The sequence below is a fragment of the Endobacter medicaginis genome (assembly GCF_014192375.1).
Classification (GTDB): domain Bacteria; phylum Pseudomonadota; class Alphaproteobacteria; order Acetobacterales; family Acetobacteraceae; genus Endobacter; species Endobacter medicaginis.
The window spans coordinates 115,168-141,832 of the sequence record NZ_JACHXV010000003.1; the positions used below are offsets into that span (position 1 = coordinate 115,168).

General features: G+C 70.7%; 25 protein-coding genes. 15 read left to right on the forward strand and 10 right to left on the reverse strand.

The window, feature by feature from the left end; translation table 11 throughout:
- Window positions 1-30 precede the first annotated feature (30 nt).
- The 5 genes from FHR90_RS04465 (at window position 31) to mnmA (ending at window position 5,250) form a co-directional block, all read left to right on the forward strand.
- Complete coding sequence (locus FHR90_RS04465; protein WP_266152661.1) at window positions 31-1,176, forward strand: aminotransferase class V-fold PLP-dependent enzyme; 1,146 nt, start codon at window positions 31-33, stop codon at window positions 1,174-1,176.
- Between the two features lie 3 nt (window positions 1,177-1,179).
- On the forward strand, window positions 1,180-2,385 hold the full coding sequence (locus FHR90_RS04470; protein WP_183274827.1) for a cysteine desulfurase family protein: 1,206 nt from the start codon (window positions 1,180-1,182) through the stop codon (window positions 2,383-2,385).
- Window positions 2,386-2,447: 62 nt separating this feature from the next.
- The gene (locus FHR90_RS04475) at window positions 2,448-3,683 is read left to right on the forward strand and encodes a hypothetical protein (RefSeq protein WP_176625745.1); all 1,236 of its coding nucleotides are present in this window, start codon (window positions 2,448-2,450) and stop codon (window positions 3,681-3,683) included.
- Window positions 3,684-3,826: 143 nt separating this feature from the next.
- The gene (locus FHR90_RS04480; protein WP_176625747.1) at window positions 3,827-4,141 is read left to right on the forward strand and encodes a ferredoxin family 2Fe-2S iron-sulfur cluster binding protein; all 315 of its coding nucleotides are present in this window, start codon (window positions 3,827-3,829) and stop codon (window positions 4,139-4,141) included.
- A 5-nt stretch (window positions 4,142-4,146) separates the two neighbouring features.
- On the forward strand, window positions 4,147-5,250 hold the full coding sequence (gene mnmA / locus FHR90_RS04485) for a tRNA 2-thiouridine(34) synthase MnmA (protein ID WP_183274828.1): 1,104 nt from the start codon (window positions 4,147-4,149) through the stop codon (window positions 5,248-5,250).
- Here mnmA and FHR90_RS04490 read toward each other — a convergent pair.
- Both FHR90_RS04490 and FHR90_RS04495 read right to left on the reverse strand, forming a co-directional pair.
- Window positions 5,172-6,185, reverse strand: a complete 1,014-nt coding sequence (locus tag FHR90_RS04490; RefSeq protein WP_218062155.1) for a glycosyltransferase family 2 protein — start codon at window positions 6,183-6,185, stop codon at window positions 5,172-5,174. The two genes, mnmA and FHR90_RS04490, sit on opposite strands and share 79 nt — an antisense overlap.
- A complete protein-coding gene (locus FHR90_RS04495) occupies window positions 6,115-6,939 on the reverse strand; it encodes a hypothetical protein (RefSeq protein WP_176626032.1) in 825 nt (274 codons plus the stop codon). The genes FHR90_RS04490 and FHR90_RS04495 overlap by 71 nt, the downstream gene beginning before the upstream one ends.
- A gap of 117 nt (window positions 6,940-7,056) precedes the next feature.
- On the opposite strand from FHR90_RS04495, the gene FHR90_RS04500 reads away from it, so the two are divergent.
- Genes FHR90_RS04500 through FHR90_RS04520 form a run of 5 tightly spaced genes read left to right on the forward strand, consistent with a single transcriptional unit; the run spans window position 7,057 to window position 12,418 of the window.
- Complete coding sequence (locus FHR90_RS04500; RefSeq protein ID WP_183274829.1) at window positions 7,057-7,716, forward strand: glutathione S-transferase; 660 nt, start codon at window positions 7,057-7,059, stop codon at window positions 7,714-7,716.
- Window positions 7,717-7,724: 8 nt separating this feature from the next.
- On the forward strand, window positions 7,725-8,864 hold the full coding sequence (locus FHR90_RS04505; protein WP_266152660.1) for a glycosyltransferase: 1,140 nt from the start codon (window positions 7,725-7,727) through the stop codon (window positions 8,862-8,864).
- Between the two features lie 58 nt (window positions 8,865-8,922).
- Window positions 8,923-10,320 carry an O-antigen ligase family protein gene (locus FHR90_RS04510; RefSeq protein WP_176625657.1) on the forward strand — a complete coding sequence of 466 codons (1,398 nt, stop codon included), beginning with the start codon at window positions 8,923-8,925 and terminating at the stop codon, window positions 10,318-10,320.
- A complete protein-coding gene (locus FHR90_RS04515; RefSeq protein WP_176625659.1) occupies window positions 10,320-11,330 on the forward strand; it encodes a CobW family GTP-binding protein in 1,011 nt (336 codons plus the stop codon). Before FHR90_RS04510 ends, FHR90_RS04515 begins: the two co-directional genes overlap by 1 nt.
- On the forward strand, window positions 11,327-12,418 hold the full coding sequence (locus FHR90_RS04520; RefSeq protein WP_183274832.1) for a WD40 repeat domain-containing protein: 1,092 nt from the start codon (window positions 11,327-11,329) through the stop codon (window positions 12,416-12,418). The genes FHR90_RS04515 and FHR90_RS04520 overlap by 4 nt, the downstream gene beginning before the upstream one ends.
- A 122-nt stretch (window positions 12,419-12,540) precedes the next feature.
- Here the strand turns inward: FHR90_RS04520 and FHR90_RS04525 are convergent, their stop codons facing one another.
- Window positions 12,541-13,872, reverse strand: a complete 1,332-nt coding sequence (locus FHR90_RS04525; protein ID WP_183274833.1) for a DUF2252 domain-containing protein — start codon at window positions 13,870-13,872, stop codon at window positions 12,541-12,543.
- A 138-nt stretch (window positions 13,873-14,010) separates the two neighbouring features.
- Between FHR90_RS04525 and FHR90_RS04530 the strand changes: the two genes are divergently transcribed.
- Window positions 14,011-15,000 (forward strand): aspartyl protease family protein, encoded by a 990-nt coding sequence (locus tag FHR90_RS04530; protein WP_183274834.1) that lies wholly within the window; start codon window positions 14,011-14,013, stop codon window positions 14,998-15,000.
- Here FHR90_RS04530 and FHR90_RS04535 read toward each other — a convergent pair.
- Window positions 14,918-16,342: a chloride channel protein gene (locus FHR90_RS04535; RefSeq protein ID WP_183274835.1), complete on the reverse strand. Its 1,425-nt coding sequence runs from the start codon at window positions 16,340-16,342 to the stop codon at window positions 14,918-14,920. The genes FHR90_RS04530 and FHR90_RS04535 overlap by 83 nt on opposite strands.
- 181 nt (window positions 16,343-16,523) lie before the next feature.
- Between FHR90_RS04535 and FHR90_RS04540 the strand changes: the two genes are divergently transcribed.
- The 4 genes from FHR90_RS04540 to FHR90_RS04555 all read left to right on the forward strand — a co-directional run bounded on the left by FHR90_RS04540 (window position 16,524) and on the right by FHR90_RS04555 (window position 19,873).
- On the forward strand, window positions 16,524-17,627 hold the full coding sequence (locus FHR90_RS04540; protein ID WP_183274899.1) for a PA0069 family radical SAM protein: 1,104 nt from the start codon (window positions 16,524-16,526) through the stop codon (window positions 17,625-17,627).
- 241 nt (window positions 17,628-17,868) lie between these two features.
- Window positions 17,869-19,260, forward strand: coding sequence for an NAD-dependent succinate-semialdehyde dehydrogenase (locus FHR90_RS04545; protein ID WP_176625904.1), 1,392 nt, complete (start codon window positions 17,869-17,871; stop codon window positions 19,258-19,260).
- Complete coding sequence (locus tag FHR90_RS04550; RefSeq protein ID WP_176625906.1) at window positions 19,247-19,420, forward strand: hypothetical protein; 174 nt, start codon at window positions 19,247-19,249, stop codon at window positions 19,418-19,420. The genes FHR90_RS04545 and FHR90_RS04550 overlap by 14 nt, the downstream gene beginning before the upstream one ends.
- A gap of 48 nt (window positions 19,421-19,468) precedes the next feature.
- Window positions 19,469-19,873, forward strand: a complete 405-nt coding sequence (locus FHR90_RS04555) for an MAPEG family protein (RefSeq protein ID WP_176625908.1) — start codon at window positions 19,469-19,471, stop codon at window positions 19,871-19,873.
- Between the two features lie 6 nt (window positions 19,874-19,879).
- Here FHR90_RS04555 and FHR90_RS04560 read toward each other — a convergent pair whose 3' ends face one another.
- Genes FHR90_RS04560 through FHR90_RS04585 form a run of 6 tightly spaced genes read right to left on the reverse strand, consistent with a single transcriptional unit; the run spans window position 19,880 to window position 26,649 of the window.
- Window positions 19,880-20,452, reverse strand: coding sequence for a DJ-1/PfpI family protein (locus FHR90_RS04560; RefSeq protein ID WP_183274836.1), 573 nt, complete (start codon window positions 20,450-20,452; stop codon window positions 19,880-19,882).
- 15 nt (window positions 20,453-20,467) lie between these two features.
- Window positions 20,468-21,916 (reverse strand): efflux transporter outer membrane subunit, encoded by a 1,449-nt coding sequence (locus FHR90_RS04565; RefSeq protein WP_183274837.1) that lies wholly within the window; start codon window positions 21,914-21,916, stop codon window positions 20,468-20,470.
- Complete coding sequence (locus FHR90_RS04570) at window positions 21,916-23,052, reverse strand: HlyD family secretion protein (protein ID WP_183274838.1); 1,137 nt, start codon at window positions 23,050-23,052, stop codon at window positions 21,916-21,918. Before FHR90_RS04570 ends, FHR90_RS04565 begins: the two co-directional genes overlap by 1 nt.
- A 12-nt stretch (window positions 23,053-23,064) precedes the next feature.
- The gene (locus tag FHR90_RS04575) at window positions 23,065-24,624 is read right to left on the reverse strand and encodes an MFS transporter (RefSeq protein WP_266152657.1); all 1,560 of its coding nucleotides are present in this window, start codon (window positions 24,622-24,624) and stop codon (window positions 23,065-23,067) included.
- A 59-nt stretch (window positions 24,625-24,683) separates the two neighbouring features.
- Window positions 24,684-25,589 (reverse strand): cation diffusion facilitator family transporter, encoded by a 906-nt coding sequence (locus tag FHR90_RS04580; RefSeq protein ID WP_183274839.1) that lies wholly within the window; start codon window positions 25,587-25,589, stop codon window positions 24,684-24,686.
- Window positions 25,582-26,649, reverse strand: coding sequence for a cation diffusion facilitator family transporter (locus FHR90_RS04585; protein WP_183274840.1), 1,068 nt, complete (start codon window positions 26,647-26,649; stop codon window positions 25,582-25,584). Before FHR90_RS04585 ends, FHR90_RS04580 begins: the two co-directional genes overlap by 8 nt.
- Window positions 26,650-26,665 lie beyond the last annotated feature (16 nt).

Genomic DNA, 26,665 nt, shown 5'->3' on the forward strand with positions numbered 1-26,665 from the left:
TGTCGAGGATGTCCGGGGGGCGAGAGGCGGGTGGTTGAGCGCGAGATCTATCTGGACGCCAATGCCACCGAGCCGCTGCGGCCGCAGGCGCGCGCCGCCCTGCTCGACACTCTCGATCTCGGGGTGGCGAATCCGGCCTCGGTACATGCAGCGGGACGGCGCGCGCGGGCCATGCTGGAGGCGGCGCGGGCGCGGGTCGCGGCCCGCTTCGGACTCGCGCTGGGCCGCGGCGGCGGGCAGGTGGTGTTCACCTCCGGCGGCACCGAGGCCGATACGCTCGCCCTGTCGGCGCGTCGCACGGGGATGGCGCCGCCGGCCCGCATCATCCTCGGCGCCACGGAGCATCCGGCGCTGCGGGCGGCCGCACCCAGGGCGGAGCTGTGCCCGGTCGGCAGGGACGGCCGCGCCGACCCGGAGGTGCTGGAGCGGATGCTGTCGGCAGGGCCGCCCGGCACCGCGCTGGTCGCGCTGATGGTGGCCAACAACGAGACCGGGGTGCTGCACCCGCTCGACGCGCTGTCGGCGGTGGCGCGTGCGCATGGCGCGCTGCTGCATCTTGATGCGGTGCAGGCGGCGGGCCGGCTGCCGCTCGATCACGTCTTCGGGCGATGGGGGGCCGCGAGCCTCGCCCTGTCGTCGCACAAGCTCGGCGCGCCGGCGGGGGCGGGTGCGCTGCTGCTCGGTCCGGGTGTCGACATCGTCCCGATGCAGCCCGGCGGCGGCCAGGAAGGCGGCCTGCGCGGCGGCACCCAGCCGCTGGCGTCGATCCTGGCGATGGATGCGGCCCTGGCGGCCTGCGATCCGGACCGCGCCGCCGCTCTCGGCGTGCTGCGCGACCGCATCGAGCAGGCGGCGCGTGCGGCGGGGGCGGTGATCTGCGGCGCCGGTGCGCCCCGCCTGTCCAACACCACCTGCATCGCCCTGCCGGGCCGGCCGGCGCAGACCCAGCTCATCGCTCTCGACATGGCCGGTTTCCGCGTCTCCGCCGGTGCCGCGTGCAGCTCCGGCAAGCTCGGCCCGAGTCCGGTGCTCGCCGCGATGGGGCTCGGCGCGCTCGCCTCCGAGGCGATCCGGGTCTCGCTGCCGTGGACTGTCACCGAAGCCGAGGTGGCGGCGTTCATTGACGCCTGGCAGGCGATGGCCGCGCGCCGGCCCGCACCGGTGCGGGCGGCCTGAACGATGCGCATCGGCGAGCTCATCTATCTCGACCACCAGGCGACCACGCCGTGCGATCCGCGGGTGGCCGAGGCGATGGCGCCGCTCTGGGGCGCGGACTTCGCCAATCCGCACAGCGCCGACCACGCGCCGGGCCGCGCCGCCGCCGCGCGGGTGGAGCAGGCGCGTGCCGAGATCGCGGCCCTGGTCGGCGCGCAGCCGCGCGAGATCGTGTTCACCTCCGGCGCCACCGAGGCCAACAACCTGGCCATCAAGGGGGTGGCGCGCCACGCCCTGCGCACCGGCGATCCGCGTCGGCGCATCATCACCTTCGCCACCGAGCATGCCTGCGTGCGCGAGAGCGTGCGCGATCTCGCGGCCGAGGGGTTCGAGCCGGTGATCCTCGGCGTCGGCGCCGACGGGCTGCCCGATCCCGAGGCGCTGCACTCTGCACTGGCGGTGCCGACGCTGCTGGTCAGCGTGATGGCGGTCAACAACGAGACCGGTGTGGTCGCCGACATCCCCGCTTTGGCCGCGCTGGCGGCACGGGCGGGGGCGGTGCTGCACTGCGACGCCGCACAGGCCGCCGGCCGGGTGGCGATCGACCTGAACGGCGCCTTCTCCGAGGTCGGGCTGCTGTCGCTGTCGGCGCACAAGATCCACGGCCCCAAGGGCATCGGCGCGCTGTTCGTGCGCCACCGGCCACGCGTGCGGCTCGCGCCGCTGCTGTCGGGCGGCGGCCAGGAGCGCCTGCTGCGCTCAGGCACGCTGCCGACGCCGCTGGTGGTGGGGTTCGGCGTGGCGGCAGCACTGGCACGCGCGGAAGGGGCGGCGGACGATGCGCGTGCCGGCGCGCTGTGCGCACGGCTGCTCGAAAGGCTGTCGGCACGGGTCGGGCCGGTGATCGTCAACGGCAGCCGCCACGCGCGGATCGGCGCCAATCTCAACATCAGGCTGCCCGGCCTGCCGGCGCGCGCGCTGCTGGCCGCGGCACCGGGGCTGTGCGCCTCGCGCGGTTCCGCCTGCGGCAGCGGCGAGGCGGGCGACGAGGCGGGCTCGCCGGTCCTCGCCGCGATGGGGCTCGACCGGCGCGCGCGCGCCGAGAGCCTGCGCCTGTCGCCGGGCCGGTTCACCACCGTCGAGGACATCGATGCCGCCGCGTCGTTGCTGGAAGCGGCCTGTACCCATAACGATCACGTCGCCGTGAGCACAGACCGGCCGCCTCGTTAACATTTCGTTCAGTTCGGGCGGCCTTTGCTCATCGCCGGTAACGTCCGGTGGGAGCGTGCGAGATGGTGGGATTCATGTCGGTCGGATCGGTGGCGATCACCGATCTGACCAAGGCGATGGTGACGGCGGCCGCGGAGCCCGCACCGGGTGTGGCGACCTTCGAGGCGGCGATCGCCTCGGTCAACGATCCGATCCACCCCCAGGCGGGCCTGCGCCTGCTGACGGATGCGTCGGGTCACGCACTCACCATCGCCACCGCCTCCGGGGTGACAGCCGCGGCCTTCATCGACGGCCACGACAACCTCATCGTCACCTACCAGGGCACCACTTCCGACGCGCAGATGGCGCTCGACGAGCAGATCGCCGCCGGCAACGGCAATGCCGCGGGACTGGCCGATGCGGTCAGCTTCTACAGACGCGCGGTGTCCGCGGCGCATGCGGCCGGGTTGTCCACCTTTCACGCCGCCTATGTCACCGGCCACTCGCTCGGCGGCTCTCTCGCCTCCTATGTCGCGGCCCAGACCGGGGCGGGCGGCATGGCCTTCGCCTCCACCGGGGTGATCGGCTACCATGCCGGCAGCACGCCGGCGGCCAATTTCACCACCTGGCTCGAGCGTGGTGACCCCTGGGCGCAGTTCGGCACCGACACCGCCGAGGCATCGGTGGTGGCGCGCAACGGTGTCGCGATGGACCATTACGGCACGGTGATCGAACTCGGCAGCACGGCCGACCAGTCGGGCATCAATGCCATCGTCTCTGCCGCCGGCTCGCTCTCGCCGGCGCAGATCCTCGGTGCGCTGGCGGGCGGCGGCACCGCCGCGCAGCAGGCCCAGGCCCAGGCGCTGATGAGCCGGTTCGACGACGCGCTCGGCCGGTACCACCCCCTCGGCGGCTATGAGGGAGCGATCGCGGCCCTGCCCGCCGCGACCGGCGCGTTCGCCGCCACCAGCCTGTCCGCGATCGCCACCTCCGCATTGTCCGCCCTGCCCAGGCTGGTAAACGAGCTGCCGGGGCTGCTGCATGCCGGCAGCGTCGCCTCGGCGGAAACCATGTTCGCCAGGGACTTCCCCGATCTCGCCGGCGAACTCGTGCGCCTCACCCATGCCGCCAGCCTCGGCGCGGCGGTCGATCTGATGGGCGCGCTGGTCTCCGCTCCGCTGCCCTATGCCGGCGCCGGAGCCAAGGTCGCCTATGTGGTGGAACAGATGGTGCAGGCCGGCCTGTCGGTCCACAGCGTGCCCACGGCGACCGCCAGCCTCGCCACCCAGCATATGATGGCCGCGCTGGTGCATGGCTGAAGATGGCGGGAAAACTTGCGCCCGCCGACGGGAGGCATTACCTGACGCGCCATCCAGCGAGACGCAAACCGATCCGTTGACCGGCATCTGGCGTGCCTGTCTCGTCACCGCCACCCCCAGCAGGACGGACAGCGATTTCCATTATGCCGAAGATGACCTTCATCGAGCGTGACGGCACCCCCCGCGAGGTCGACGCGCCTCTCGGCCTGTCGGTCCTGGAGATCGCGCATCGCAACGACATCGATCTCGAGGGCGCCTGCGAGGGCTCGCTCGCCTGCGCCACCTGCCATGTGGTGGTCGATCCCGCCTGGGCGCCGAAGCTCGCCGAGCCGACCGAGGACGAGGAAGACATGCTCGACCTCGCCTTCGGTCTGGAGAAGACCTCGCGCCTGGGTTGCCAGATCGTCATCACCGAGGCGCTCGATGGCCTGACCGTGCGCCTGCCGAAGGGCGGCTGAGCACCATGCGTGTCCTGGTCGCGATGTCGGGCGGGGTCGATTCGTCGGTCGTCGCCGGGCTGATGGCGCGGGCCGGGCACGAGGTCATCGGTGCCACGCTCCAGCTCTACGACCAGGGCCGCAGCCTTGCCCGTGGCCGCACCTGCTGTGCCGGCAGCGACATCGACGATGCCCGCCGCGCCGCCGCCACGCTCGGCATCGCGCATTACGTCATCGACGCCGAGGCGCGCTTCGCCGAGACGGTGATCGGCCGCTTCGCCGATGCCTATGCGCAGGGCGAGACCCCGGTCCCCTGCATCGCCTGCAACCAGGGGGTCAAGTTCACCGACCTGCTCGGCATGGCGCGCGAGCTCGGCTGCGATGCGATGGCCACCGGACATTACGTCCGCCGCGTCGACGGTCCTGGCGGCGCCGAGCTGCACCGCCCGCGCGATGCGGCGCGCGACCAGAGCTGGTTCCTCGCCGCCACCACCCGCGACCAGCTCGACTATCTGCGGTTTCCGCTCGGCGATTACCCCGACAAGGCGACGGTGCGCGCCGAGGCGGCCGGCCTCGGGCTCGACATTGCCGACAAGCCCGACAGCCAGGACATCTGCTTCGTCCCCGATGGGGACTATGCCGCCCTGGTCGGCCGCCATCGCCCCGAGGCGCTCGAGGGTGGCGAGATCGTCGATCGCGAGGGCCGCGTGCTCGGCCATCACGAGGGCATCGCCCGCTACACGATCGGCCAGGGCCGCCGGCTGGGGCCTGCGGCGATGGTGGCCGGCGAGCGTCAGGCGGTGATCGAGGTCGATGCGCCCCGCCGGCGCATCGTGGTCGGCCCGCGCGGACATGCCGGGCGCGACCGGCTCGCCCTGCGCGCGATGAACTGGCTGATCCCCGTACCGCCCGCGACCGGTCTGGAGGCGGAGGTGCAGTTGCGCGCCAACGAGACGCCACGCCCGGCGCGGATCGTGCCCGGCGATGGCGGCGCGGCGGAGGTCGAGCTCGCCGAGCCCGCCCTCGCCGCACCCGGCCAGGCCTGCGTGATCTATGCGGGCGGCAGGGTTCTGGGTGGCGGGTTCATCGCCGCCGCCCCGCCGGCCGGGCTGACCCGCTCGACCACATAGAGCGGCCGGCGCTTGGCCTCGTTGAAGATGCGGCCGAGATACTCGCCGATCACGCCCAGCGTGATGAGCTGCACCCCGCCGAGGAACAGCACCACGGCCATGATCGACGGATAGCCCGGCACCGGGTTGCCGTAGAGCAGGGTGCGCGCGATGAGCTGGCCGCCGAACAGCATCGCGAACAGCGCCACCGCGAGGCCGAGATAGGTGGCGAGCTTGAGCGGTGCCACGGAGAATCCGGTCACCCCCTCGAGAGCGAAGTTCCACAGCTTCCAGTAGTTGAAGCTGCTGGTGCCGCCGGCGCGCGGCGCGCGGTCATACAGCACCTCGCGGGTGGAAAAACCGACCCAGGCGAACAGCCCCTTCATGAACCGGTGATGCTCGCGCAGCGGCAGCAGCGCATCGAGCGCGCGCCGGCTGATGATACGGAAATCGCCGCTGTCGACGGGGATCTGCACCTTGTCAGTGAGTCGCGCCATCACCCGGTAGAAGGCCGCGGCGGTGGCGCGCTTGGCGAAGGATTCGCCCTGCCGCACCCGTCGGCGCGCATAGGCCATGTCCACACCGTCGCGCCAGGCCGCGACCAGCTCGGCGATCAGCTCCGGCGGGTCCTGGAGATCGGCATCGATGACGATCGCCGCCCCGCTGGCGCGCACCTGGTCGAGCCCGGCGGTGAGCGCGATCTCCTTGCCGAAATTGCGGCTGAGATTGACGTAGCCGACATGGGAATCGGCCGCTGCCAGCGCCTCGATCACGCCGAGTGTTGCGTCACGCGAGCCGTCATTGACGTAGATCACCTCCCAGGGCGCGCCGATCCGCGCCATCACCGCCGCGAGCCGGGCATGGAAGGCGTCCAGCACCGCGCTTTCATTGAAACACGGCACCACCACGCTGAGTTCGGGCCGCGCATCGGCAGCGATCGAGTCGGAGGCGGGCAAGCAGGTCGGTATCCGGTCGAAAGGGTGGGGTTGCGATAGCAGAGTCCGCCCTCGGGCGACAGAGCCTCAGCGCGCGCGCCCACAAGCAGGCGGCGAGACCCACGGCCAGCAGCAGCGGTATGAGGCTGAACAGGCCGATGATGACATGGCCGAGCGTGACGAGGGCCAGGATCGGGCCGATCCAGACCGACCAGCGTCCACGCACGATCAGCCGCAGGCACCAGGCGAACAGCCACGGCGTGAGTGACAGGGCGGCGAATTCGGAGACGGCGCTGCGGACGAGCCAGTCGGTCGTCGCGTAGTTGCAGGATACGACGAGCGCGCCCGCGGTGATCCCTGCCAGGAGATCCCGCTGTCCGGTGACTTCCCGCACGGCCCGATCGGCCCCGAGAAACGCGACGATCATGAACACGGCCAGGGCGGCACACATGGCTGCCTTGAGGCTGCCGGTCAGGGCCAGTCCCGCGGCGGCGACATAGTAGAACGACTTGTTGTAGAGGGCGGGGGCGGGCGAGCCGAATCCCCACTGCTCCGCCGTCGACCATGAGACCAGCGGATGGCCGAGCCGCCACTGGCCGAGAAAGGCCGGAATACGGGTGAAATCAAGCAGCCCGTTATGGTTGGACGGCCAGCCCGGGTGGATCGCGACGGGTGCCAGCAGAACGGCCGCACAGGTCACGGATGCGAGTGCCATCCACAGGTGATCGGTGCCTCTGCGGCGCGAGGCAGGGTGCGGCGTGGGGGGCAGGGTCATGCGGCGCGCACTATCTCCATCAGGCGGGGGGTGCTTTATCATCCCGCCACGCCATTGTCGCGGATCCGGCCGGCCTGCCGGGTTGATCTGGCCGTCCGCGGGGGGAGAAGAAGCACCATGAACAGGCTGGTGATCGGAACGCAGCGCTATTCCTCGTGGTCGCTGCGCGGCTGGCTGCCGGTGATGATGGCCGGGCTCGAGGTCGAGGTGCAGGTGATCCGGCTGGAGGCCGGGCCGAGTGCCGCGATCGCGCAGGAGACGCCATCGGGCACGGTGCCCTATCTCGAACATGATGGCGCGACGGTGTGGGACAGCCTCGCCATCGCCGAATACTGCGCCGAGCTCGCCCCCGGCCTGTGGCCCGAGGACCGCATCGCGCGCGCGGCGGCGCGCTCGGCGGCGGCCGAGATGCATGCCGGCTTCCGCGCCCTGCGCATCGCCCTGCCGATGAACACCGGCCGCGCCGAGGGGCCGCGCACCCCGATCGATGCGGCGGTGAGGGCCGATATCGGCCGTCTCGGCGCGCTCTGGGCCGGCTTGCGCGCGCGGTTCGTCGGCGCGGCGGCGGCCGGCCCCTACCTGTTCGGCGAATTCTCCCTCGCCGACGCAGCCTTCGCGCCGGTGGCCCTGCGCCTCGACCGCTACCAGGTCGCACTCGACGCCGATGCGGGCGCCTATGTCGCGGCGGTGCTGGCGCATCCGCTGATGCAGCGCTGGTGCGCCGAGGCGGCGGCCGAGCCGGAGAGCTGGCGGCTGGAGAAATACGAATCGATGTGAACGGCGCCGTGCCGGACACCATCGCGGCCATCGTGCTGCCGCAGCGCGAGCGCTACGAGAGCGCGGCGGCGGGCGCGATCGCGCTCCAGGTCAGCCGGCTGGCCGGCCCGCAGGACTGGGTGCTCGGCACGAAGGTCGACGGCGAGGCGCTGCCCGGCGGACGCTTCGTGCCGGTCACCCTGCGCGGCTTCGGGCTGACCCCGGCCGCGCGCTATGCGCATGCGGTGGCACGCACGCTGCGCCGGCTGCCGCGCCCACCGGCCTGCATCGAGGTGCACAACCGGCCCGAGATCGCGCTGCATCTCGCCCGCCTGCTGGGGCGGCAGTTCCCGGGCCGCCTGGCGCTGTTCCTGCACAACGACCCGCAATCGATGCGCCGGGCCGACACGCCGCGTGCGCGCGCGGCCCTGCTGCGGCGCATGGCGGTGGTGTGCGTGTCGGACTGGCTGCGCGGGCGCTTCGTCGAGGGGCTGGCGGCGGATGCGCCGGTCGCGGTGCTGCATAACGGGCTCGATCCCGCCGCCCTGCCCGCCTCGCTGCCGGTCGATGCGCGCGACCCCGTGCTGCTGTTCGTCGGGCGCACGGTGGCCGACAAGGGCGCGGACGTGTTCGTCGAGGCCTGCGCGCGCGCGCTGCCGGAGCTGCCGGGCTGGCGCGCGGCGATGCTGGGCGCCGACGGGTTCGGGGCCGGGGCGAAACAGACACCTTTCATGGCCTGGCTGCGCGACGCCGCCCCGCGCGCCGGCGTGGAACTGCTCGGCTACCGTCCGCACGACGCGACCCTGGCCGAGATCGCCCGTGCCGCGGTGGTGGCGGTGCCGAGCCGCTGGCCGGAACCGTTCGGACTGACCGCGCTCGAAGCACTGGCCTGCGGGGCGCCGCTGGTGGCGAGTGCCACCGGCGGCATGGCGGAGATCGTCGGCGGCGGCGAGGTGGACGGCGCGCTGCTGGTCGCGCCGGGCGATGCGGCCGCCCTCGCGGCTGCCCTGCTGCGGCTGGCCCGCGATCCGGATCTGCGCGCCCGGCTGCAGGTCGCAGGGCTGGCCCGCGCGCAACACTTCCACATCCGCCGCCACCGTGCGGCGCTGGTCAGGCTGCGCGACAGCCTGTATGGCTCGGCCAGATCCTGGTCGGTAGGAACATATTGAAATTGAAACAGAACCCGCACCGGCCCCGGTGGGGTTGCGTGGTGCGGCGGTGAACACCATGCCGATGGTCGGCGCAGCACGGTCTTTCCTGCCCAGGGTCGCCACACAGGCGCCGGGCCGTCTGGCGCGCCGGATCGCCCGCGGGCTGGACGCGATCAGCCTGCTCGCGCTGCTGGCGGTACCGCTGTTCCTGACCCATTTCCGCGGCATCGCCGAGGCGCTGATCGACGTGGTCGCGGTGGGGCTGCTGCTGCGCTCGGCGCTGCGGCGCGACTTCGCCTGGGCCGCCAGCACGACCTTCGCGCTGACGCTGCTGTGGTGGGCGTGGCTGGTGGTGTGCTCGATCCCTGTCGCCGGGCTTGGCCAGGGCGGCGGACATTCCTTCGTCCAGGCGCTGATGACGATTCGCTTCCCGGTCTTCGCCTTCGCCCTCCCGGGGCTGCTGCGCACGCGCCGGCGGCGGGCGTGGCTGGCCGGGATCGTCGCGGGATGCTGCCTGTACATGCTCGCGCAATGCGCGTTGCAGATGGTGACGGGCCACAACCTGTTCGGCACGGCGCGGTATCCGGATGGCTCGCTGACCGGACCCTACCGGCAGCCGCGGGTCGGGCCGGTGCTGTCGCGGCTGATCTTCCCGGTCATGCTGCCGGCGTCGGTGTGGCTGCTGGTGACGGCCGGGCGACGGCGGGGCGTCGCACGGGTGGGGTTGTCGGTGCTGGCGGCGGCATCGGTCGTGCTGCCGGTGCTGATGATGGTAATGGTCGGCCAGCGCATGCCTCTGCTGCTGACGGTGCTGGGGCTGCTGGTGGCCGGGCTGATGATCGCGCGGCTGCGGCTGGTGGTGCTGCTGGGCTGCCTGCTCGCCCCGGTGGGGGTGGCGGCGAGCGCGGTGATCGCGCCGCCGGCCTTCCATCACCTGGTGACGGTGTTCTGTGCGCAGATCGCGCATTTCCCGTCCTCCGCCTATGGCCGCATCGCCTGGCGCGCGGTGGTGATCGCGCACGAGAACCTGTTCACCGGTCGCGGTTTCGACGGGTTCCGCACCGGCTGCCCGATGCCGGTCTACTTCCAGGGCCTGTTCGGGGCCGATGGCGGTGGCGCGCGCATCTGCGTGCAGCACCCGCACAACCACTACCTCCAAGCCGCGACCGATGCCGGGCTGCCGGGGCTGGTGCTGTTCTGCGCGATGATCCTCGCATGGCTGATGGCGTGCGGTCGCGGGCTGGTCGGCCGTCCGGCCCGCGCCTTCCGGCGCCTGCACCCGATCTGGCAGGCCTGGCGGGTGGGCCTCTTCGTCGCCCTGTTCATCCATGAATGGCCGATCGCCTCGACCTCCGCCTTCACCAACATGCCGCTGGGCGGGTGGTTCTTCCTGCTGCTGGGGTTGGGATTGACCGGGCGGCAGGCCTATATGCAGGCGATCGGACAAACCAACAGGCCGGAGGCCGCTTTCTGATGTCCAGCAGCATCGAGACTTCCGAGACCGCGACGGCCGCGCCCGCGGCTTCGGACCTGGTGCCGGTCACGGTGCTGACCGGCTTCCTGGGTGCGGGCAAGACCACGCTGCTCAACCACATCCTGACCGCCCAGCACGGCCGCCGCTATGCGGTGGTGATCAACGAATACGGCGAGCTCGGCGTCGACGGCGACCTGGTCGTCGACGCGGATGAAGAAGTGTTCGAGATGAACAACGGCTGCATCTGCTGCACCGTGCGCGGCGACCTGATCCGCATCATCGGCGGGCTGATGAAGCGCCGCGGCCGCTTCGACGGCATCATCGTCGAGACCACCGGGCTCGCCGATCCCGCCCCCGTCGCCCAGACCTTCTTCGTCGATGACGGGGTGCGCGCCCGCACCCGGCTCGATGCGGTGGTCTGCGTCGCCGACGCACTCAACCTGCCCGCCACCCTCGACGACAGCCCCGAGGCCGAGAACCAGATCGCCTTCGCCGACGTGATCGTGCTCAACAAGACCGATCTGGTCGACGCCCCGACGCTGGAGGCGGTCGAGGCGCGCATCCGGCGGCTCAACCCGCTCGCCCGCCTGCACCGTGCCGAGCGCGGCCAGGTGGATGTGGCGGGCATTCTCGACCAGGGCGGCTTCGATCTCGGCCGTGCGCTGTCGATCGCGCCGGATTTCCTTGAAAACGACACCCACAGCCATGATTCCGACGTCCGCAGCATCAGCCTGACCGTCGACCAGCCACTCGACGAGGCGAGGTTCCAGGCCTGGATCGGCGCGATCCTCGCCGAGCAGGGCGGCGACATCCTGCGCGCCAAGGGCATCCTCGACATGAAGGGCCATGCCGAGCGCTTCGCCTTCCAGGCGGTGCACATGATGGCCGATGGCGGCTACATGGCGCCCTGGCGCGACGACGAGCCCCGCGTCAGCCGACTGGTGTTCATCGGCCGCAACCTCAACCGCCCGCAACTGCGCCGCGGCTTCGAATCGACCCGCGCGGCATGAGCGAGAGCGACGCCCTCGATCGCGCGCTCAACGACTCGAGCCTGCTCGCGATGCGCGGGCGCGCGTCGAGCGCCCAGGCGCCGATCACCGCCACCGCCTTCCTGCCTGACGGCTCCGCCTGCGCCTTCGCCGATGGCGACGGGGTGCTGCATCTGACCAAGCGGCAGGCCGGAACCTGGCCCGATCCCGCGTCGTGGCGCGCGGTCGCGGTGCATGACGGCCCGGTGCTGTCGCTCGCCGCCCTGCCGGAAGGCTTCGCCAGCGGCGGCGACGACCAGCGCCTGTGCCTGACCCCGCCTGCCGGCGAGCCGGTGCTGATCGACAAGGCGCGCGGCTGGGTCGGCCATCTCGCCGCCTGGCTGCCGGCGCGGGCGAAGGGGGCCGAGCGGCCGCTGCTGGCGGTGGCGCGTGGCAAATCCGTCGAGGTGCGCGACGACACCGGCCGGCTGCTCAAGACCTTCGCCCACGCCTCCACCGTCGAGGGCGTCGCCTTCGATCCGAAGGGCAAGCGGGTCTTCGCCGCCCATTACGGCGGGCTGTCGGTGTGGTTCATCCACGCCAAGTTCGATTCCGTGCGCCCGCTGCTGTGGAAGGGCAGCCATCTCGCGGTCGCCGTGCATCCGGCCGGCGAGGCGGTGGTCAGTGCGATGCAGGAAAACGCCCTGCATGGCTGGACCCTGCCGGCGGCCGGCAACCTGCGCATGGCGGGCTACCCGGCCAAGCCGCTGTCGATGGCGTTCTCGCGCTCCGGCCGCTGGCTGGCGAGCTCGGGCGCGGATGCGATCGTGCTGTGGCCGTTCTTCGGCGGCGGACCGGCCGGCAAGGCACCCAAGGAGCTCGCCCAGCTTCCCGGCCGGCTGGTCACGCGCGTCGCCTTCCACCCCGTCGACGACATCGTCGCCTGCGGCTACGACGACGGCACCGCCGTGCTGGCCGAGCTCGACGGCGAGCGCCTGCTGCCGATCTGCGGCCCCAAGGCCGGTCTCGGCCCGGTCTCGGCCCTGGCCTTCAGCCCCGACGGCACCGCACTCGCGATCGGCGGCGAGAGCGGGGCGATGGCGGTGATCGATCTGGCGGCGAAGGGATAGAGACCTTCTTTTTCTGAAGAAAAAGAAGCAAAAAGACTTCTATCCGTTGTCGTTGTGGTTCGCGATCTCTCGAATCACGACGGACCATCCAGAAAAATGCAGAAGTTTTTTGGTTCTTTTTTTCAAAAAAGAACCCCCTTGTCGAACGCTTCGCAGAACCGCGCGAAATCCGCCCGGTTCTGCCCCGCGTAAGCGACCGCGAACTCGCCGATCGCCTGCGCGAAGCTGCGTCCGCGACCCAGATAGCCGGCGATGGCGGCCGCGTTGCCGGCGCGGGCATGTGCACGGGCGAGGGTGTGCCCGCACAGGGAAGCGCGGAACGGCAGCGAGGCCTCGGTCATCTCGCCGACGCTGGCGAGACGGGAATCCTTCAGCCGCCTTATATAGACATCGCGCCCCGCCACCGGCCGCGGCGTCCAGCCGAGGAACACGTCGATCGCCGCCTGCAGCATGCGCTGGCCGGCGACGACCCGCTCGCCCTGGTTGGCATAGGGCGACGCGCCGGCGAACGGGGCGAGCACGGAAGCCTGGGCCTCCTTGAGCTGCAGCATCAGCGGCGCGTTGCCATCGGCGACGAACAGGCCGATGGCGCAGAACGTGCCGACGCTGCCGACGCCAACCACCTTCATCGCCACGTCGCGCAGCCGATAGGCGCCGAGCAGGTGGCGGCGTTCGGGGGTGAGGGTGGCGGTGTAGTCGGCGAAGGCCCCGCGCACGGCTTCGGCTTCGGCGTCATCGAGCCGGGTGGTGGTGGGCGGCTTGTCGACGATGCGGTGGGCGTCGTCGGACTGCTCGATCAGGCCGAAATGGTCCTCGCCGCTGGCGAGCGTCAGTCCGAGATGATGCTGGACGCGGCTGCGCAGTTTCGCGTCGTCGATGCCGGCGATGGCGGCGGCGAGGTCGATATGCGTGCTCCAGGCCTCGAGCGGCGGCAGGGCGGCGAGCCAGGCGATATGGTCGGCATAGGCGCGGGCGGCGCGCACCGCGAGGCGGGCGGCGCGGCGCTCCGACAGGCCCGCCACCTCGCCGGCGATCGCCACGCTGGCGGCAAGGCGCTTGATGTCCCACTCGAACGGGGCTTCCAGCGTCTCGTCGAAATCGTTGAGGTCGAACACCGGCAGGCCTTCGGGCGAGGCATAGGCGCCGAAATTGGCCAGGTGGCAGTCGCCGCTCGATTGCTGGCGGATACCGGCATTGGGCGTGGTGGCGAGATCGGCGGCCATCACCGCCGCCGCACCGCGAAAGAAGGCGAACGGGTCGGCGCGCATGCGCTGCCAGCGCAGCGGCAGCAGATGCTGGATGCGCGATGTCCCCTGGGCACGCAGCACCGCCACCGGATCGGCGCGGCCGGGGCCGGGCGAGAACTCGGCCTGCGCGCTGCGACGCACGAGGCGGCGGCGGTCGCGTCCTGCCTGCCAGGCAGCCAGTCTGTGAGGATGCGACAGGGTGTGCATCGCCGCAGCGTGTGATGAAAGCGTCACATCGCGCAAGACGAGGCGATGTCACGCAAGGTTACCGGACTTTCATCTCCGGTGCGGCGTCTTTATTCTGGCAGGAGATCGGTTCTGGAGACGGGAATGCGGCGTGGCCGGGTGTCGGGTGCAGCTCTGCTGGCGTGTGTCCTGCTGGCGGGATGCGAGGACAGCAATCCGTTTCCCAAGGACCACTGCACACTCGCCTCGATCGGCGACATGGAAGTCCTCACGCCGCGTGGCTCGCCGGTGATCCCGGTCACGCTCGACGGGCACAAGGTGGCGATGACGGTGGATACCGGGGCCGCGTTCTCGGCGCTGTCGGGGTCGATCGCCGAGAAGTTCGAGCTGCCGCAGACGATGTCGAACCACCTGGTCGGCGGCATCGACGGTACCGCCTTCGCGTCCCTGGCCACGATCGAGTCGCTGGGCGTGGGGATCGGTTCGATCCACAACATCGTGCTCACCGTGACGCCGGCGCAGATGAACCGCACCATCGCCGGGCTGCCGATGGCCGGGCTGTTCGGCGGCGATTTCCTCTACAACTACGATGTCTACTTCGATCTTCCGGACCGGCAGTTCTCGTTCTACCGGGAGTTCAACTGCCCGGCGGACAAGGACATCGATCTCGGCTGGCCGAACGGCTTCTACGTGCTGCCGTTCGAGGAGGGGCAGGCGGGACACTTCGGCGACCAGACCAAGATCGTCATCCCGGTGACGATCAACGGTCACAAGATCACTGCCGTGCTCGACAGCGGTGCCTACCGCACCATGATCAATCTCGACGATGCCCATTCGCTCGGCGTGACCGACGCGCAACTCGCCGCCGACCACAGGGTCGAAGTCGGCGGCATCATCGGCCAGGCGCAGGTCGCGCATGTGCACCGCTTCGCGTCGATCGATATCGGGCCCGAGCATTTCACCGACGTGCCGATGGTGGTGGCCGATACCCAGGCGCCGAGCCTGCTGGGCGCGGATTTCATCCGTACGCACCGGATGCTGATCTCCTATCGGCGCGACAGGATCTTCATCGAGCGTCATGCCCATCCGGCGCCGCCGTCGCCGGCTCTTGGTCAGCCGGCGGCAGCGGCGGGTCCGGCTCCACGCTGAGCAGGAAGCGTTCGGCCAGCGCGCCGTAGAGCGCGCGCGGGCACACCAGCCGCGACACCGCGAAGCCGAGAAACGACGTCGCCATCAGCGCCACCGTGACCTGCTGGTTGGCGGTCATCTCCATGACGATGATCGTCGCCGTCAGCGGCGCCTGCACCACCGCCGAGAAATAGCCGACCATGCCCAGCATCACCACCGCACCCGCCGAGGTGTGCGGCAGGAACTGCGCGACCCAGCCACCCAGGCCCGCGCCCACCGCCAGCGTGGGGGCGAAGATGCCGCCGGGGATGCCGGAACAGTAGGAAATGATGGTGGCGAGGAACTTGAGGATGAAGAAGCTCGCCGGATAGTGCGACCGGGCCTGCACGATGTCGCGGGCCTGCTCGTAGCCGGTGCCGTAGGTCATGCCGTGCGACACCAGCCCGATCACCGCCAGCGCCAGTCCGCAGGCGGCGGCGAACGCCACCGGCCGGCTGCCCGCGAAACGGCCGAGCGGCCCCGGCAGCCCGCGCGAGGCCCGCACCAGCAGTCCGCTGAACGCGCCGCCGGCGAGCCCGCCGACGATGCCGCAGGCCAGCACCGCGAACCAGGCCTCGCCGATCGGCAATTCGATGTGGGCGGTGCCGAAATAGGTGTAGTTGCCGACCAGCGCGATGGTGGTCACGCCGGCGAGGATCACCGCGGTGAGCACCGTGCCCGAGGTGCGCGCCTCGAAAGAATGGCTGAGCTCCTCGATGGCGAAAACGATCCCCGCCAGCGGGGTGTTGAACGCCGCGGCCACGCCGGCCGCGCCCCCCGCGAGGATCAGCGCGCGGCGCGCGGCGAGCTGCGGCAGGTGCAGGAGGTTGCCGAGCCCGTACATCACCGAGGCGCCCACCTGCACCGTCGGCCCCTCGCGGCCGATCGAGCCGCCCGACAGCAGGCCCAGCAGGGTCAGCGCGATCTTGCCGAACGCGACCCGCAGCGACAGCACCCGGTCGACGGTCTCGATCCGCGTCATCTGGAGTGCTGCGATGGTCTGCGGGATGCCGGAGCCCTGCGCGCCGCGGAACGCGGTGCGCGTCAGCCACACCGAAAGTGCGAGCCCCGCCGGCGCGATCGCCAGCATCGCATAGCGGTTCCACGCGACGATGTCGGCCCGCCACAGCGCCACCTGGTCGGCCCCGGCCGCAAAACCGAGCGCGATCAGCCCGACCAGCACCGCGCCGACCCAGTAGACCACCCGCCGCGCCCATTCGCGCGCCGAGAACAGCGGATTGCGCCGCATCACACGCAGCCTTGCGCGGGCCTGCGGCGACAGGCGGTAGCTGGCGGGGGCGATGCGGGGGCGTCGGCTGGGCATTTGCCTGCATCTACGCACGGCACGGGCAAGGTGTTGAGGGGCGGAGAAACGATGTCCACAATGTTCTCTAAATGTTCTTGTTTTCGAGGCGCCGATCGGGCAGGGTAAGCGTGTCGGAGCGCGAGGCCAGGAGGCGCGGATGCCGCAGACACAGAGCCGCAGGACCCCGTCGCCGGGGTCGATGGACAGCGGCCTGCCGCCGGTGATCCGGCGCGGGCGCGGCGTCGCGCAGAACGGCGCCAACCGGTTCGAGCGCCTCCATCGTACCGCCTGCGACGATGGCTGGGGCACCCTGGACGAGGAGGCGCTCGCGCCACCGCCGGTGCCGACGGTGCTGGTCCGCGACGCGTCCCGAAGCGCGATCACCTGGAACGACTCGGCCGATATCTGGTTCGACCGCTCGATCAACACCTATCGTGGCTGCGAGCATGGCTGCGTCTACTGCTTCGCACGGCCCTCGCATGCGTATCTGGGCTACTCGCCCGGGCTCGATTTCGAGACCAAGCTGGTCTTCAAGCCGGAGGTCGCCACCCTGCTGGAGGCCGAGCTGCGCCGCCCGGGCTACGAGGTGCGTCCGATCGCGCTCGGTACCAACACCGATCCCTACCAGCCGGTCGAGCGCACCCTGCGGCTGACGCGCGCGGTGCTGGAGGTGCTGGAGCGCTTCGGCCATCCGGTCAGCATCGTCACCAAATCGGCCAATGTGGTCGCCGATCTCGACATCCTCGCCCGGATGGCGGGCAAGGGCCTGGCACGCGTGTATCTGTCGGTCACCACGCTGGATGCGTCGCTGGCGCGGCGGATGGAACCGCGTGCCTCCACCCCGTCGCTGCGCCTCGCCGCGATCGCGCGGCTGGCATCGGCCGGCATCCCGACCGGCGTGCTGGCCGCGCCGATGATTCCGGGTCTGAACGATGCCGAGCTCGAACGCATCCTCGAGGCGGCGAGTCGCCACGGCGCCGGCGAGGCCGCCTTCACCCTGCTGCGCCTGCCGCTGGAGCTGCGCGAGATGATGCAGACCTGGCTCGAACAGCATTATCCGCAGCGCGCCCGCCACGTGCTCAACCTGATCCGCGAGACCCGCGGCGGCGCGCTCAACGATGCGCGCCCGCATGAGCGCTTCCGCGGCCAGGGTGCGTATGCCGAGCTGCTGGGCCGGCGCTTCCACCGCGCCGCGCGGCAGTACCGGCTGGAGGGCCGCGCCACGCTGGACTGCACGCGCTTCGCCGTGCCCGGCCGGCCGGCGCAGACGCTCGATGACGGACAGCTCAGCCTGTTCGGCTGAGATGGCGTCTGCGCCGAAGCGCCCTGCGCGGCGAATGCGCGCGAGGATTTTGCGCTGACCCCGGCGCGCAGGCGAAATCGACCGCGACTGTCTCGGTTTCAGAGCAGTTGCCCCTCTGCATCCGTCTCGTCAGGGTGACGTCCTTCCCGTTCGGGTCGTTAGTTCGCGGACGTAGCTGTCAAGGGCATGGCCGGCTGAGGCGTCCCGCCGCCGTGAACCCCAGCGCGAGGAGAGTTTCACAGTGCAGTTCGCAACCACCAATCCCTATACCGGCGAGGTCGTGGAGACCTTCACGCCGACGACACCGCAGGACGTGCTGGACGCGATCGGGCGGGCCGACACCGCGTTCAGGTCGTGGCGCACCACGTCGTTCGCGCAGCGCGCGGCGATCATGCAGAAGGCGGCCGACATCCTGCGCGCCGAGATCGACGATTTCGCACCCGTGCTGACCCTGGAGATGGGCAAGCTGCTCGGCGAGGCGAAGGCCGAGGTCGAGCTCTGCGCGGAGATCTTCGAATACTACGTCGAGAACGCCGAGACGCTGCTGGCGCCGCAGACGCTGCCCGTACGCCGTGCCTCAGAGGGCAAGGCGACGCTGCATTGCGAACCGCTGGGCGTGCTGCTGGCCATCGAGCCGTGGAATTTTCCCTATTATCAGATCGCGCGCATCATCGCGCCGCAACTGTCGGCGGGAAACGCCATCCTGCTGAAGCATTCCGAGAACGTGCCGCGCAGTGCGGCCAGGTTCGTCGATCTCATGCGGCGCGCCGGGCTGCCCGATGGCCTCTTCATCAATCTCTACATGCCGCATGACCAGGTCGAGCTGGTGCTGAACGATCCGCGCGTTCAGGGCGTCGCGCTGACCGGTTCCGAACGGGCCGGATCGATCGTGGCCGCGGCCGCGGGCAAGGCGCTGAAGAAATCGACCATGGAGCTCGGCGGCGCCGATGCCTTCGTCGTGCTCAGCGACGCCGATCTCGACAAGACGGTGAAGTGGGCGGTGTTCGGCCGGCACTGGAACGCCGGCCAGGTCTGCGTGTCGTCGAAACGGATGATCGTCGCCGACGAGATCTACGACGAATTCATGGACCGCTATCTCAAGGGCATCGCCGAACTTCGCATGGGCGATCCGCTCGATCCGGCGACGACGCTGGCGCCGCTGTCGTCGCAGCGTGCGGCGGACAATCTGCGCGCGCAGATCGACCAGGCCCGCGCGCATGGCGCGACCGTGACCGAGGTCGGCCCCGAGGCGCCGAACCAGGGCGCCTTCGTCCGCCCGACGGTGCTGACCGATCTGGCCGACGACAATCCGGCCCGGCACTGGGAGTTCTTCGGCCCGGTCTCGATGGTGTTTCGTGCCCGCACCGAGGAGGATGCCGTCAGGATCGCCAACGATACCCCGTTCGGTCTCGGCGGCTCGGTCTTCACCACGGATACGCAGCGCGGGATCGACCTCGCGAAGCGCATCACCACCGGCATGGTGTTCGTCAATCACCCGACGATGGTCAAGGCCGACCTGCCGTTCGGCGGTGTGGGACGCTCGGGCTATGGCCGCGAACTGCTCGATCTGGGGATCAAGGAATTCGTCAACCACAAGCTCGTCGATGTGGTGGACATCGATGCCCCGTTCTGACTGGCGTCACCCGCTCGCGGCGCTGCGTCCGGGAGGGCTGACCTCCTGGACGATGCCGATCGCCGAACTCCTCGCCAGCACGCTGCTGCCCAATGGCGGCTCGGTCGAGCTGCTGTGGCTGTTCGTGTGTGCGAGCGCACTCGATCGCCTGCGTCGGTGACGTCGTCGTGGCATTGCGGCCCGCCGGGGCCGATGTTACGGATTCGCGATGAGCTATCCCTCCGTCACCGCGTTCTATGCCTGCCTGTTCGGTCTCGTGCTCGCAGCACTCAGCATCAGGGTGATCGCAGGGCGCGTGCAGGGCGGCGTCATTCATGGCGATGGCGGCCAGGCCGTCCTGCAGCGCTGCATCCGGGCGCATGCGAATTTCGTGGAATATGTCCCGCTGGTGCTCGGGCTCGCCGCCCTGCTCGAGATGCACGGTGCGACGGCCGCGACGATGCATGCCCTGCTCGCGCCGCTGCTGGTGGCCCGGCTGGCGCATCCGTTCGGCATGCAGGCGCCGCTGAACTCGAAGCGGCAATACGGGCTGCGCGGTGGCAGCGTGATCGTCACGCTGCTGGTGCTGGTGGCGGTCTGCGTGCTGCTCGGCGTGCGGTTGCTCGGCGGCTGATCGCCGTCAGAGGCTGATCTTCGCGCCCAGCACGGCCAGGAACTGCGCCAGCCACGCGCCATGCGCGGGCCAGGCCGGGCCGGTGACCAGCAGCCCGTCGGTCAGCGCGGCATCGACGGGGATGTCGACGAAAGTGCCGCCGGCGAGCCCGACATCGGGCGCGCAGGCCGGATACGCGCTGACCCGGCGTCCGCGCAGCAGGTCGGCCGCCGCCAGCAGCTGCGCCGCGTGGCAGATCGCCGCGATGGGGCGGTCGGCGAAGGCGCGCACCAGCTCCAGCACTTTCGGATCGAGGCGCAGATATTCCGGCGCGCGGCCGCCGGGGATCACCAGCCCGGCATAATCGGCAGGATCGACGGTCGCGAAATCGGCGTTGATGCGGAAATTGTGGCCGCGCTTCTCGGAATAGGTCTGCGCGCCCTCGAAATCATGGATCGCGGTCGCCACCGTCTCGCCCGGCACCTTGCCCGGGCAGACCGCGTCGGTGACGTAGCCGACCGCCTGCAGCGCCTGGAACGGCACCATGATCTCGTAATCCTCGACGTAGTCGCCGACGATGAACAGGATCTTCTTGGACATCGCTGCGATTTCTCCTCAGCCTGGCGCGACGGGGGTGGGTCCGACGACATCCTGCCAGCCGCCGCCGAGGGCGCGATAGAGGCTGACGAGGTCGGTGGCGATGGTCGCATCGTCCTGCGCGAGCGTCGACTGCGACGACAGCACCCCGGCGCGGGCGGAAACGACGTTGAGATAGTCCACCTGGCCCTCGCGGAACTGCGCCTGTGCTGCGGCGAGGGCCTTCGCACTCTCGTCGACGACGCGGGCGTCGTCGGTGCGCTGCTTCTGCGCCTGCGCATAGGCGGTCAGCGCGTCGTCGACCTCGCGCCAGGCGGTCAGTACGGTCTTCTGGTAAGCGATGGCCGCCTCGCGCTGCTGGGATTTGCGCAGGGTGAGCTGGGCCGTCAGCCGCCCGCCCTGGAAGATCGGCAGGTCGATGTTCGGGCCGATATCGGCGGCACGGGCCGGCAGGTTGAAGGCGTCGGCGAAGCGGAGGCCCTGCATGCCGAAATCGCCCACCAGCGAGATGTCGGGATAGAACGAGGCGACCGCGACGCCGGTCTGTGCGGTGGCGGCGTGCAGCTTCGCCTCCGCCTCGACGATGTCGGGCCGGCGGCGGGCGAGTTCCGACGGCAGGCCGACCGGCACGCGCGGCGGCACCGGCGGCTGGGCCGCGGGCGCGCGCAGTTCGCGCTCCAGCGCGCGCGGCGGCTGCGCCAGTTCGAGACCGATCGCGTTGATCAGCGCGGCCTGCGTGGTCTCGAAGGCGGGCAGGGTCGCGGCGATGCGGGCCTCCTGGGCGCGGGCCTGGGCGACATCCAGCGTGGTGCCGACGCCCTGACCGAAGCGGGTGACGACGAGTTCGGTGTCCTGGTGGGCGAGGGCGAGGTTGGCGCGGGCGATCGCCTCGCGCGCCTGCACGCCGCGCAGGCTCAGATAGGACTGGCCGAGATCCGAGACCGCCGCCAGCGCCACCGCGCGGCGGGCGGCCTCGGCGGCCTCGGTATTCGCGCGCTCGGCCTCGACGGCCCGGCGGACCCGGCCGAACAGGTCGAGCTCCCAGGAGGCGGAGACCATGTTCTTGAACAGGTCGTATTCGAGCGGCGCGCCTGGGGCGGGTGTCACCAGCGAGATGAAGCCTTTCGGGCTCTGGCGGCTGTGGGTGTAGCTCGGCGTGTAGTCGATATGCGGCAGGCCCTGGCTGAGCGCGGCCTCGGTCTGCGCGCGGCCCTGGATGACGCGTTCGGCGGCCGTCCTGAGGTCGAGATTCTGCGTGGCCAGGCGGGCGACCAGCGAATCGAGTTCGGGATCGTGGAAGCCCCGCCACCAGGCCGCATCCATCGCGCCGCCATAGGTGGTGGAGGCGACGTCGCCCGGCTCGGCACCGTACTGCGCCGGCGCGGTGGTCTTCGGCGGGTGGAAATCCGGCCCGACCGTGCAGGCGGCGAGCGCCAGCAGGGCGGCCGCCAGGGCTGTGCCGCGCATCATGGGCGCGCGGTCACGTCGCGGTCGGAGCCGCGCTGGCGGCCGACGACGTCGGCGAGCCCGGTCTCGATGGTGGTCTCGACCGAGAAGCCGGCGCGCAGCAGCCGCGCCAGCGGCTGGCCCGGCGAGACCTCGATCTTCACCGGCAGGCGCTGGACGATCTTGGTGAAGTTGCCGGTGGCGTTGTTCGGCGGGATCGGCGAGTAGACCGCCCCCGACGAGGGCGGGATGCCCTGCACGATGCCGTCGAGATCGATGTCGTAGGCGTCGACATGGATCCTCACATGCTGCCCGGGCAGCACGTGGCGCAGCGCGACCTCGCGGTAGTTGGCGATGATGTAGATCCGGTCGAGCGGCACCACGGTCATCAGCGTGGTCCCGGGACCGACATAGTCGCCGACCTGCACGCTGCGCTGGGCGATGGTGCCGTCCACCGGGGCGGGGATGCGGGTGTAGGACAGGTTGAGCTGCGCCTGGTCGAGCTGGGCGTGGTCGGCGCGCAGCGTGGCCCGGGCCGCCTCGCTCTGCGCCTTGAGAACGTCGAGCTGATGGCGGGCGGCCTGGGCGGCGGCGCGGGCGCCGTCGAGTTCGGCCTGCAGCTCGGCGAGCTGCGAGTCCGCCTGCTGACGGTCCTGCTGGCTGCCGGCGCCGGTGGCGGCGAGGGTGGCGTAGCGGCGCTGGTTGGCGGTGGCGATGATCATCCGCGCCTTGATCGCGGCGATCTGGCTGTCCTGCTGCGCGATGATCGAGGGCTGGCGATCGACATTGGCCAGCCGGTCGGCGAGCTGCGCGGTGTCGCGGGCGAGCTGGGCCTCGGCGAGGTGCACGGCGGCGAGCTGGTCGCGGTCGTCGAGCTGCACCAGCTCGCGGCCCGCCGGCACGACGTCGTTGTCGTCGACGCCGATGGCGCTGATCTGGCCCGAGATGCGGGGCGCGATCGAGGCGTAGTGCACCTGGACATAGGCATCGTCGGTCCACACACGCGAGGTGGGGATGAAGATGATCGCCAGCACCACGACGATGAAGATCGCCAGCACGACGATGGCGGCCAGGATCGGCCAGCGCGGGCGCCGGTCGCGGTCGTCGGGCTTGCCGCCGGCCTTGTTGTCGTCTTTCTTGGCGTCGTCATCTGCCATCGGCGGGAGCCTCTATTTCTTGGCCAGCGCGATGCGCGGCGGATAGGTGCGTTCGGGCAGGATCATCACCAGCACGATCAGCCCGACGCAGATGCAGCCGAGCACGACGAACATGTCGGAGATCGTCAGCACCCGCACCTGGGCCTCCACCGCCCGGTAGAAGTCGTCGAGCGCATGCGGCGTGCGCGGCGTGCCGTCGCCCAGCAGCGGCGGCGGGCTGGTGCGCAGCACGCCGTGACCCTGGATGGTGCGGAAGCGGTCCTGGCCGATCTGGTCGGTGATGCGGTCGGAATGCAGCGCGCCGCGCCAGCGCTCGATCAGCTCGAGCAGCCACACCGAGGCGGTGGCGCTGACGGCGCGCGGCATGTTGACCATCGCCGAGGCGAACGGCGCCTCCTCGATCTTCACCACGTTGGTCGCCTTCATCAGCAGCGGCATGACGATCATCGCCTCGCCGACCGAGGCGAAGCCCTGCCACAGATAGAATTGCGGACGCTGCCACACGGCGGTCAGGAAACTGTCGCCGATGCAGGCGGCCAGCAGGCAGGCCATGCCGATGAAGCTGAGGATGCGGGCGTCGAGCCACTCGAAATCCAGCAGCCAGGCCATCAGCGGCAGCAGCAGCAGCTGTGAGGCGGCGATCTCGGCGGTGATCAGATAGGCCTGGGCGGGGCGATAGTGCTGCACGCTGGTGAGGTACATGTTCGGCACCGTCGAGGCCGCCTGGGTGACGATGAGGAACACGAACAGGGTGATCAGCGCATAGGCGAAATTGCGCCGCCCCAGCATCTGCAGGCGCAGCAGCGGCAGCTCGTGGAACCACTCGTTGATCCCGAAGGCGGGGATGCAGACCGCGGCGGTGAGTGCCAGCACGCAGATCGTGGGCGAATTGAACCAGTCATAGCGGTCGCCCTGCTGGAACATCACCGCCAGCGAGCCGAAGCCGAGCAGCACCAGCACCGCGCCGCGCCAGTCGAACCTGCGGAAGCGTTCGAGCTTCGGCGGGTCCTGGATCATCCCGTACCAGACCAGGGCGGCGGCGATCAGGCCGAGCGGCACGGACTGGAAGAACGCCCATTGCCAGCCGAGCGGGCTGTCGCCGGTGCCGGCCCAGAGTGCTGCGACGGCGAGGGCGAGGTTGGGAAAGAAGGTGGCGGTCAGCGAGTAGCAGGCGAGGCCGTAGAGCCGGATCGCCGGCGGCAGCGCGCGCAGCGCCGTGGTCATCAGCAGCGGGATGGTCAGTCCGCCGCACAGGCCCTGAACGGCGCGCAGCATGTAGAGCAGGGTGAGGTTGTCGGTGGCGGGCACCAGCACCGAGGACACGGTGGTGGTGACGATCACGCCCAGCGTCCAGCCCCGCAGCGACAGCGTGATGGCAAACCACGGCGAGATCGCCATGCCGAAGATCTCCGCGGTGTCGTAGACCGCGGTGAACCAGGTGGCGGGGTCGTGGCTCATGCCGGTGGAGCCACTGATATCGGACAGCAGGATCGAGGATACGGCCGAATTGAGCTCGGTGGACATCGCGGCGACGATGACGCCCGCGAGTGCGATGAGCATCTTGATGTCCACCCGGTGCTCCCGTCAGCCAGTCGGCTGTGTAGCCGCGCGGCGTCGGGGTGTCGAGCCGCTCAGGCCGCCCGCGCCGGCAGGATGGCGCCCTCCTTGGCCTTCTCGTCGGGCTCGACATGGATGTAGATGCTGGCCAGCCCCACGGTCCGGCGCACCGCGCTCTCGAGGCGGTCGCAGATGGCGTGCGCGGTGCTGACCGGCATGCCGCCATCGACCACCAGGTGGAACTCCACGAAGGTCATCGCCCCGGCGCGCCGGCAGCGCAGGTCGTGCGCCTCGATCGCGCCGTCGAGATGGGTGGCGATGGCGCATTCGACGCGGTCGCGCAGCGCGGGATCGACGATCTCGTCCATCAGCCCGCCGACCGAATCGCGCACGATCCGGTAGCCGGCATACAGGATGTTGATCGCCACCAGTGCGGCGATCACCGCATCGAGGCGGAAGATGCCGGTCGCCACCACCAGCGCGAAGCCGGCCAGGACCCCCGCCGAGGTCCACACATCGGTCAGCACGTGCCGGCCGGAGGCGGCCAGCGCGGGCGAGCGGGCGCGCGCGCCGATGCGCAGCAGCCGCAGCCCCCACACCAGATTGATCGCGCTGGCGGCGGCGTTGACCGCCATGCCGAGCCCCGCCCGGGAGGGCGGGTGCGGGTGCTGCCAGCCGGCCCAGGCCTCCCAGGCGATGGCGGCGGCGGTGGCGAAGACCAGCGTGCCCTCGACCACGGCGGACAGGTACTCGGCCTTGTGATGGCCATAGGGGTGGTTGTCGTCGGCGGGCTGGCCGGCGAACCACAGCGCGAACAGCGCAAGCGCTGCCGCGGCGACGTTGATGATGCATTCGAGCGCGTCGGAATACAGTGCGACGCTGCCGGTGGCGCGCCAGGCGGCGGTCTTGAGTGCGAGCACCACGCAGGCGACCCCGAGCGACGCCCAGGCGGTCGGCAGCGGACGTGCCGCCTCAGACATGCGAATCGATCAGCTCGCAGCGATGCACCGCACTGCCCGCCTCGACCTGGAGCGTGCTGTGGCCGATGCCGAAGCGGGTGCGCAGCATGGTGCAGGCCGAAACCAGCCAGGCGTCGTCGAGCCCCGCGCCGGGCCGCACCAGATGCGCGGTCAGCGCATGCTCGGTGGTGCTCATCGCCCAGATATGCAGGTCGTGCACGGTATCGACCCCCGGCAGCGCGGCGAGGGCCGCCTGCACCTCGACGGTGTCGATGCCGCGCGGCACCCCGTCCATCGCCAGGCCGAGGGACTCGCGCAGCAGCGACCAGGTGCCCGCCACGATCAGCGCGCTGACCACCAGGCTGACCACCGGATCGACCCAGACCCAGCCGGTCAGCGCGATGACGATGCCGGCGACCACCACCCCGGCGGCGACCAGCGCATCGGCGAGCATGTGCGCGAAGGCGCCGCGCACGTTGAGGTCGCCGTGCCGGCCGGAGGCGAACAGCAGCGCGGTGCCGCCATTGACCGCGATGCCGATCGCGGCGACGACGACGATCGTCCAGCCCGCGGCCGGGGCCGGATGCACCAGCCGCAGCACGGCTTCCCAGGCGATCGCGCCGGTGACCACCAGCAGCAGCGTGGCGTTGGCCAGCGCCGCGAGCACGCTCGAGCGCCTCAGGCCGTAGGTGAAGCGTGCGCTCGGGCGCCGCCTGCCGAGTGCTGCGGCCAGCCAGGCGGCGATCAGCCCGAGCGCGTCGCCGAGATTGTGGCCCGCATCGGCGAGCAGCGCGAGCGAATGGGCGAGCACGCCATAGATCGCCTCGCCGGCGACATAGGCGATGTTGAGCGCGAAGCCGATCGCGAAGGCGCGGCCGAAATCCGCCGGCGCGTGGGAATGGCCGCCGAGCCCGTGATGGTGATGGTGCCCCGCGTGGTCATGCCCCGCGTGGTTATGCCCTGCATGGTCGTGCCCGCCGTGCTCATGATCGTGCGCATGGTCATGATCATGGTCATGGTCGCAATGCGGATGATGCCCGTGGTCATGGCCATGCGGATGATCGTGCGATGCTCCGGCCACAGCCTGTCCCCCTCCG

Bases quoted from the DNA above. Each gene is read 5' to 3' on its own strand.
- FHR90_RS04525 (WP_183274833.1), bottom strand. From the start codon at position 13,872: ATGCACACCCTGTCGCATCCTCACAGACTGGCTGCCTGGCAGGCAGGA.
- FHR90_RS04480 (WP_176625747.1), top strand. From the start codon at position 3,827: ATGCCGAAGATGACCTTCATCGAGCGTGACGGCACCCCCCGCGAGGTC.
- FHR90_RS04550 (WP_176625906.1), top strand. From the start codon at position 19,247: ATGCCCCGTTCTGACTGGCGTCACCCGCTCGCGGCGCTGCGTCCGGGA.
- FHR90_RS04570 (WP_183274838.1), bottom strand. From the start codon at position 23,052: ATGGCAGATGACGACGCCAAGAAAGACGACAACAAGGCCGGCGGCAAG.
- FHR90_RS04560 (WP_183274836.1), bottom strand. From the start codon at position 20,452: ATGTCCAAGAAGATCCTGTTCATCGTCGGCGACTACGTCGAGGATTAC.
- FHR90_RS04580 (WP_183274839.1), bottom strand. From the start codon at position 25,589: ATGTCTGAGGCGGCACGTCCGCTGCCGACCGCCTGGGCGTCGCTCGGG.
- mnmA (WP_183274828.1), top strand. From the start codon at position 4,147: ATGCGTGTCCTGGTCGCGATGTCGGGCGGGGTCGATTCGTCGGTCGTC.
- FHR90_RS04500 (WP_183274829.1), top strand. From the start codon at position 7,057: ATGAACAGGCTGGTGATCGGAACGCAGCGCTATTCCTCGTGGTCGCTG.
- FHR90_RS04520 (WP_183274832.1), top strand. From the start codon at position 11,327: ATGAGCGAGAGCGACGCCCTCGATCGCGCGCTCAACGACTCGAGCCTG.
- FHR90_RS04495 (WP_176626032.1), bottom strand. From the start codon at position 6,939: ATGACCCTGCCCCCCACGCCGCACCCTGCCTCGCGCCGCAGAGGCACC.
- FHR90_RS04555 (WP_176625908.1), top strand. From the start codon at position 19,469: ATGAGCTATCCCTCCGTCACCGCGTTCTATGCCTGCCTGTTCGGTCTC.
- FHR90_RS04565 (WP_183274837.1), bottom strand. From the start codon at position 21,916: ATGCGCGGCACAGCCCTGGCGGCCGCCCTGCTGGCGCTCGCCGCCTGC.
- FHR90_RS04515 (WP_176625659.1), top strand. From the start codon at position 10,320: ATGTCCAGCAGCATCGAGACTTCCGAGACCGCGACGGCCGCGCCCGCG.
- FHR90_RS04475 (WP_176625745.1), top strand. From the start codon at position 2,448: ATGGTGGGATTCATGTCGGTCGGATCGGTGGCGATCACCGATCTGACC.
- FHR90_RS04470 (WP_183274827.1), top strand. From the start codon at position 1,180: ATGCGCATCGGCGAGCTCATCTATCTCGACCACCAGGCGACCACGCCG.
- FHR90_RS04540 (WP_183274899.1), top strand. From the start codon at position 16,524: ATGGACAGCGGCCTGCCGCCGGTGATCCGGCGCGGGCGCGGCGTCGCG.
- FHR90_RS04510 (WP_176625657.1), top strand. From the start codon at position 8,923: ATGCCGATGGTCGGCGCAGCACGGTCTTTCCTGCCCAGGGTCGCCACA.
- FHR90_RS04535 (WP_183274835.1), bottom strand. From the start codon at position 16,342: ATGCCCAGCCGACGCCCCCGCATCGCCCCCGCCAGCTACCGCCTGTCG.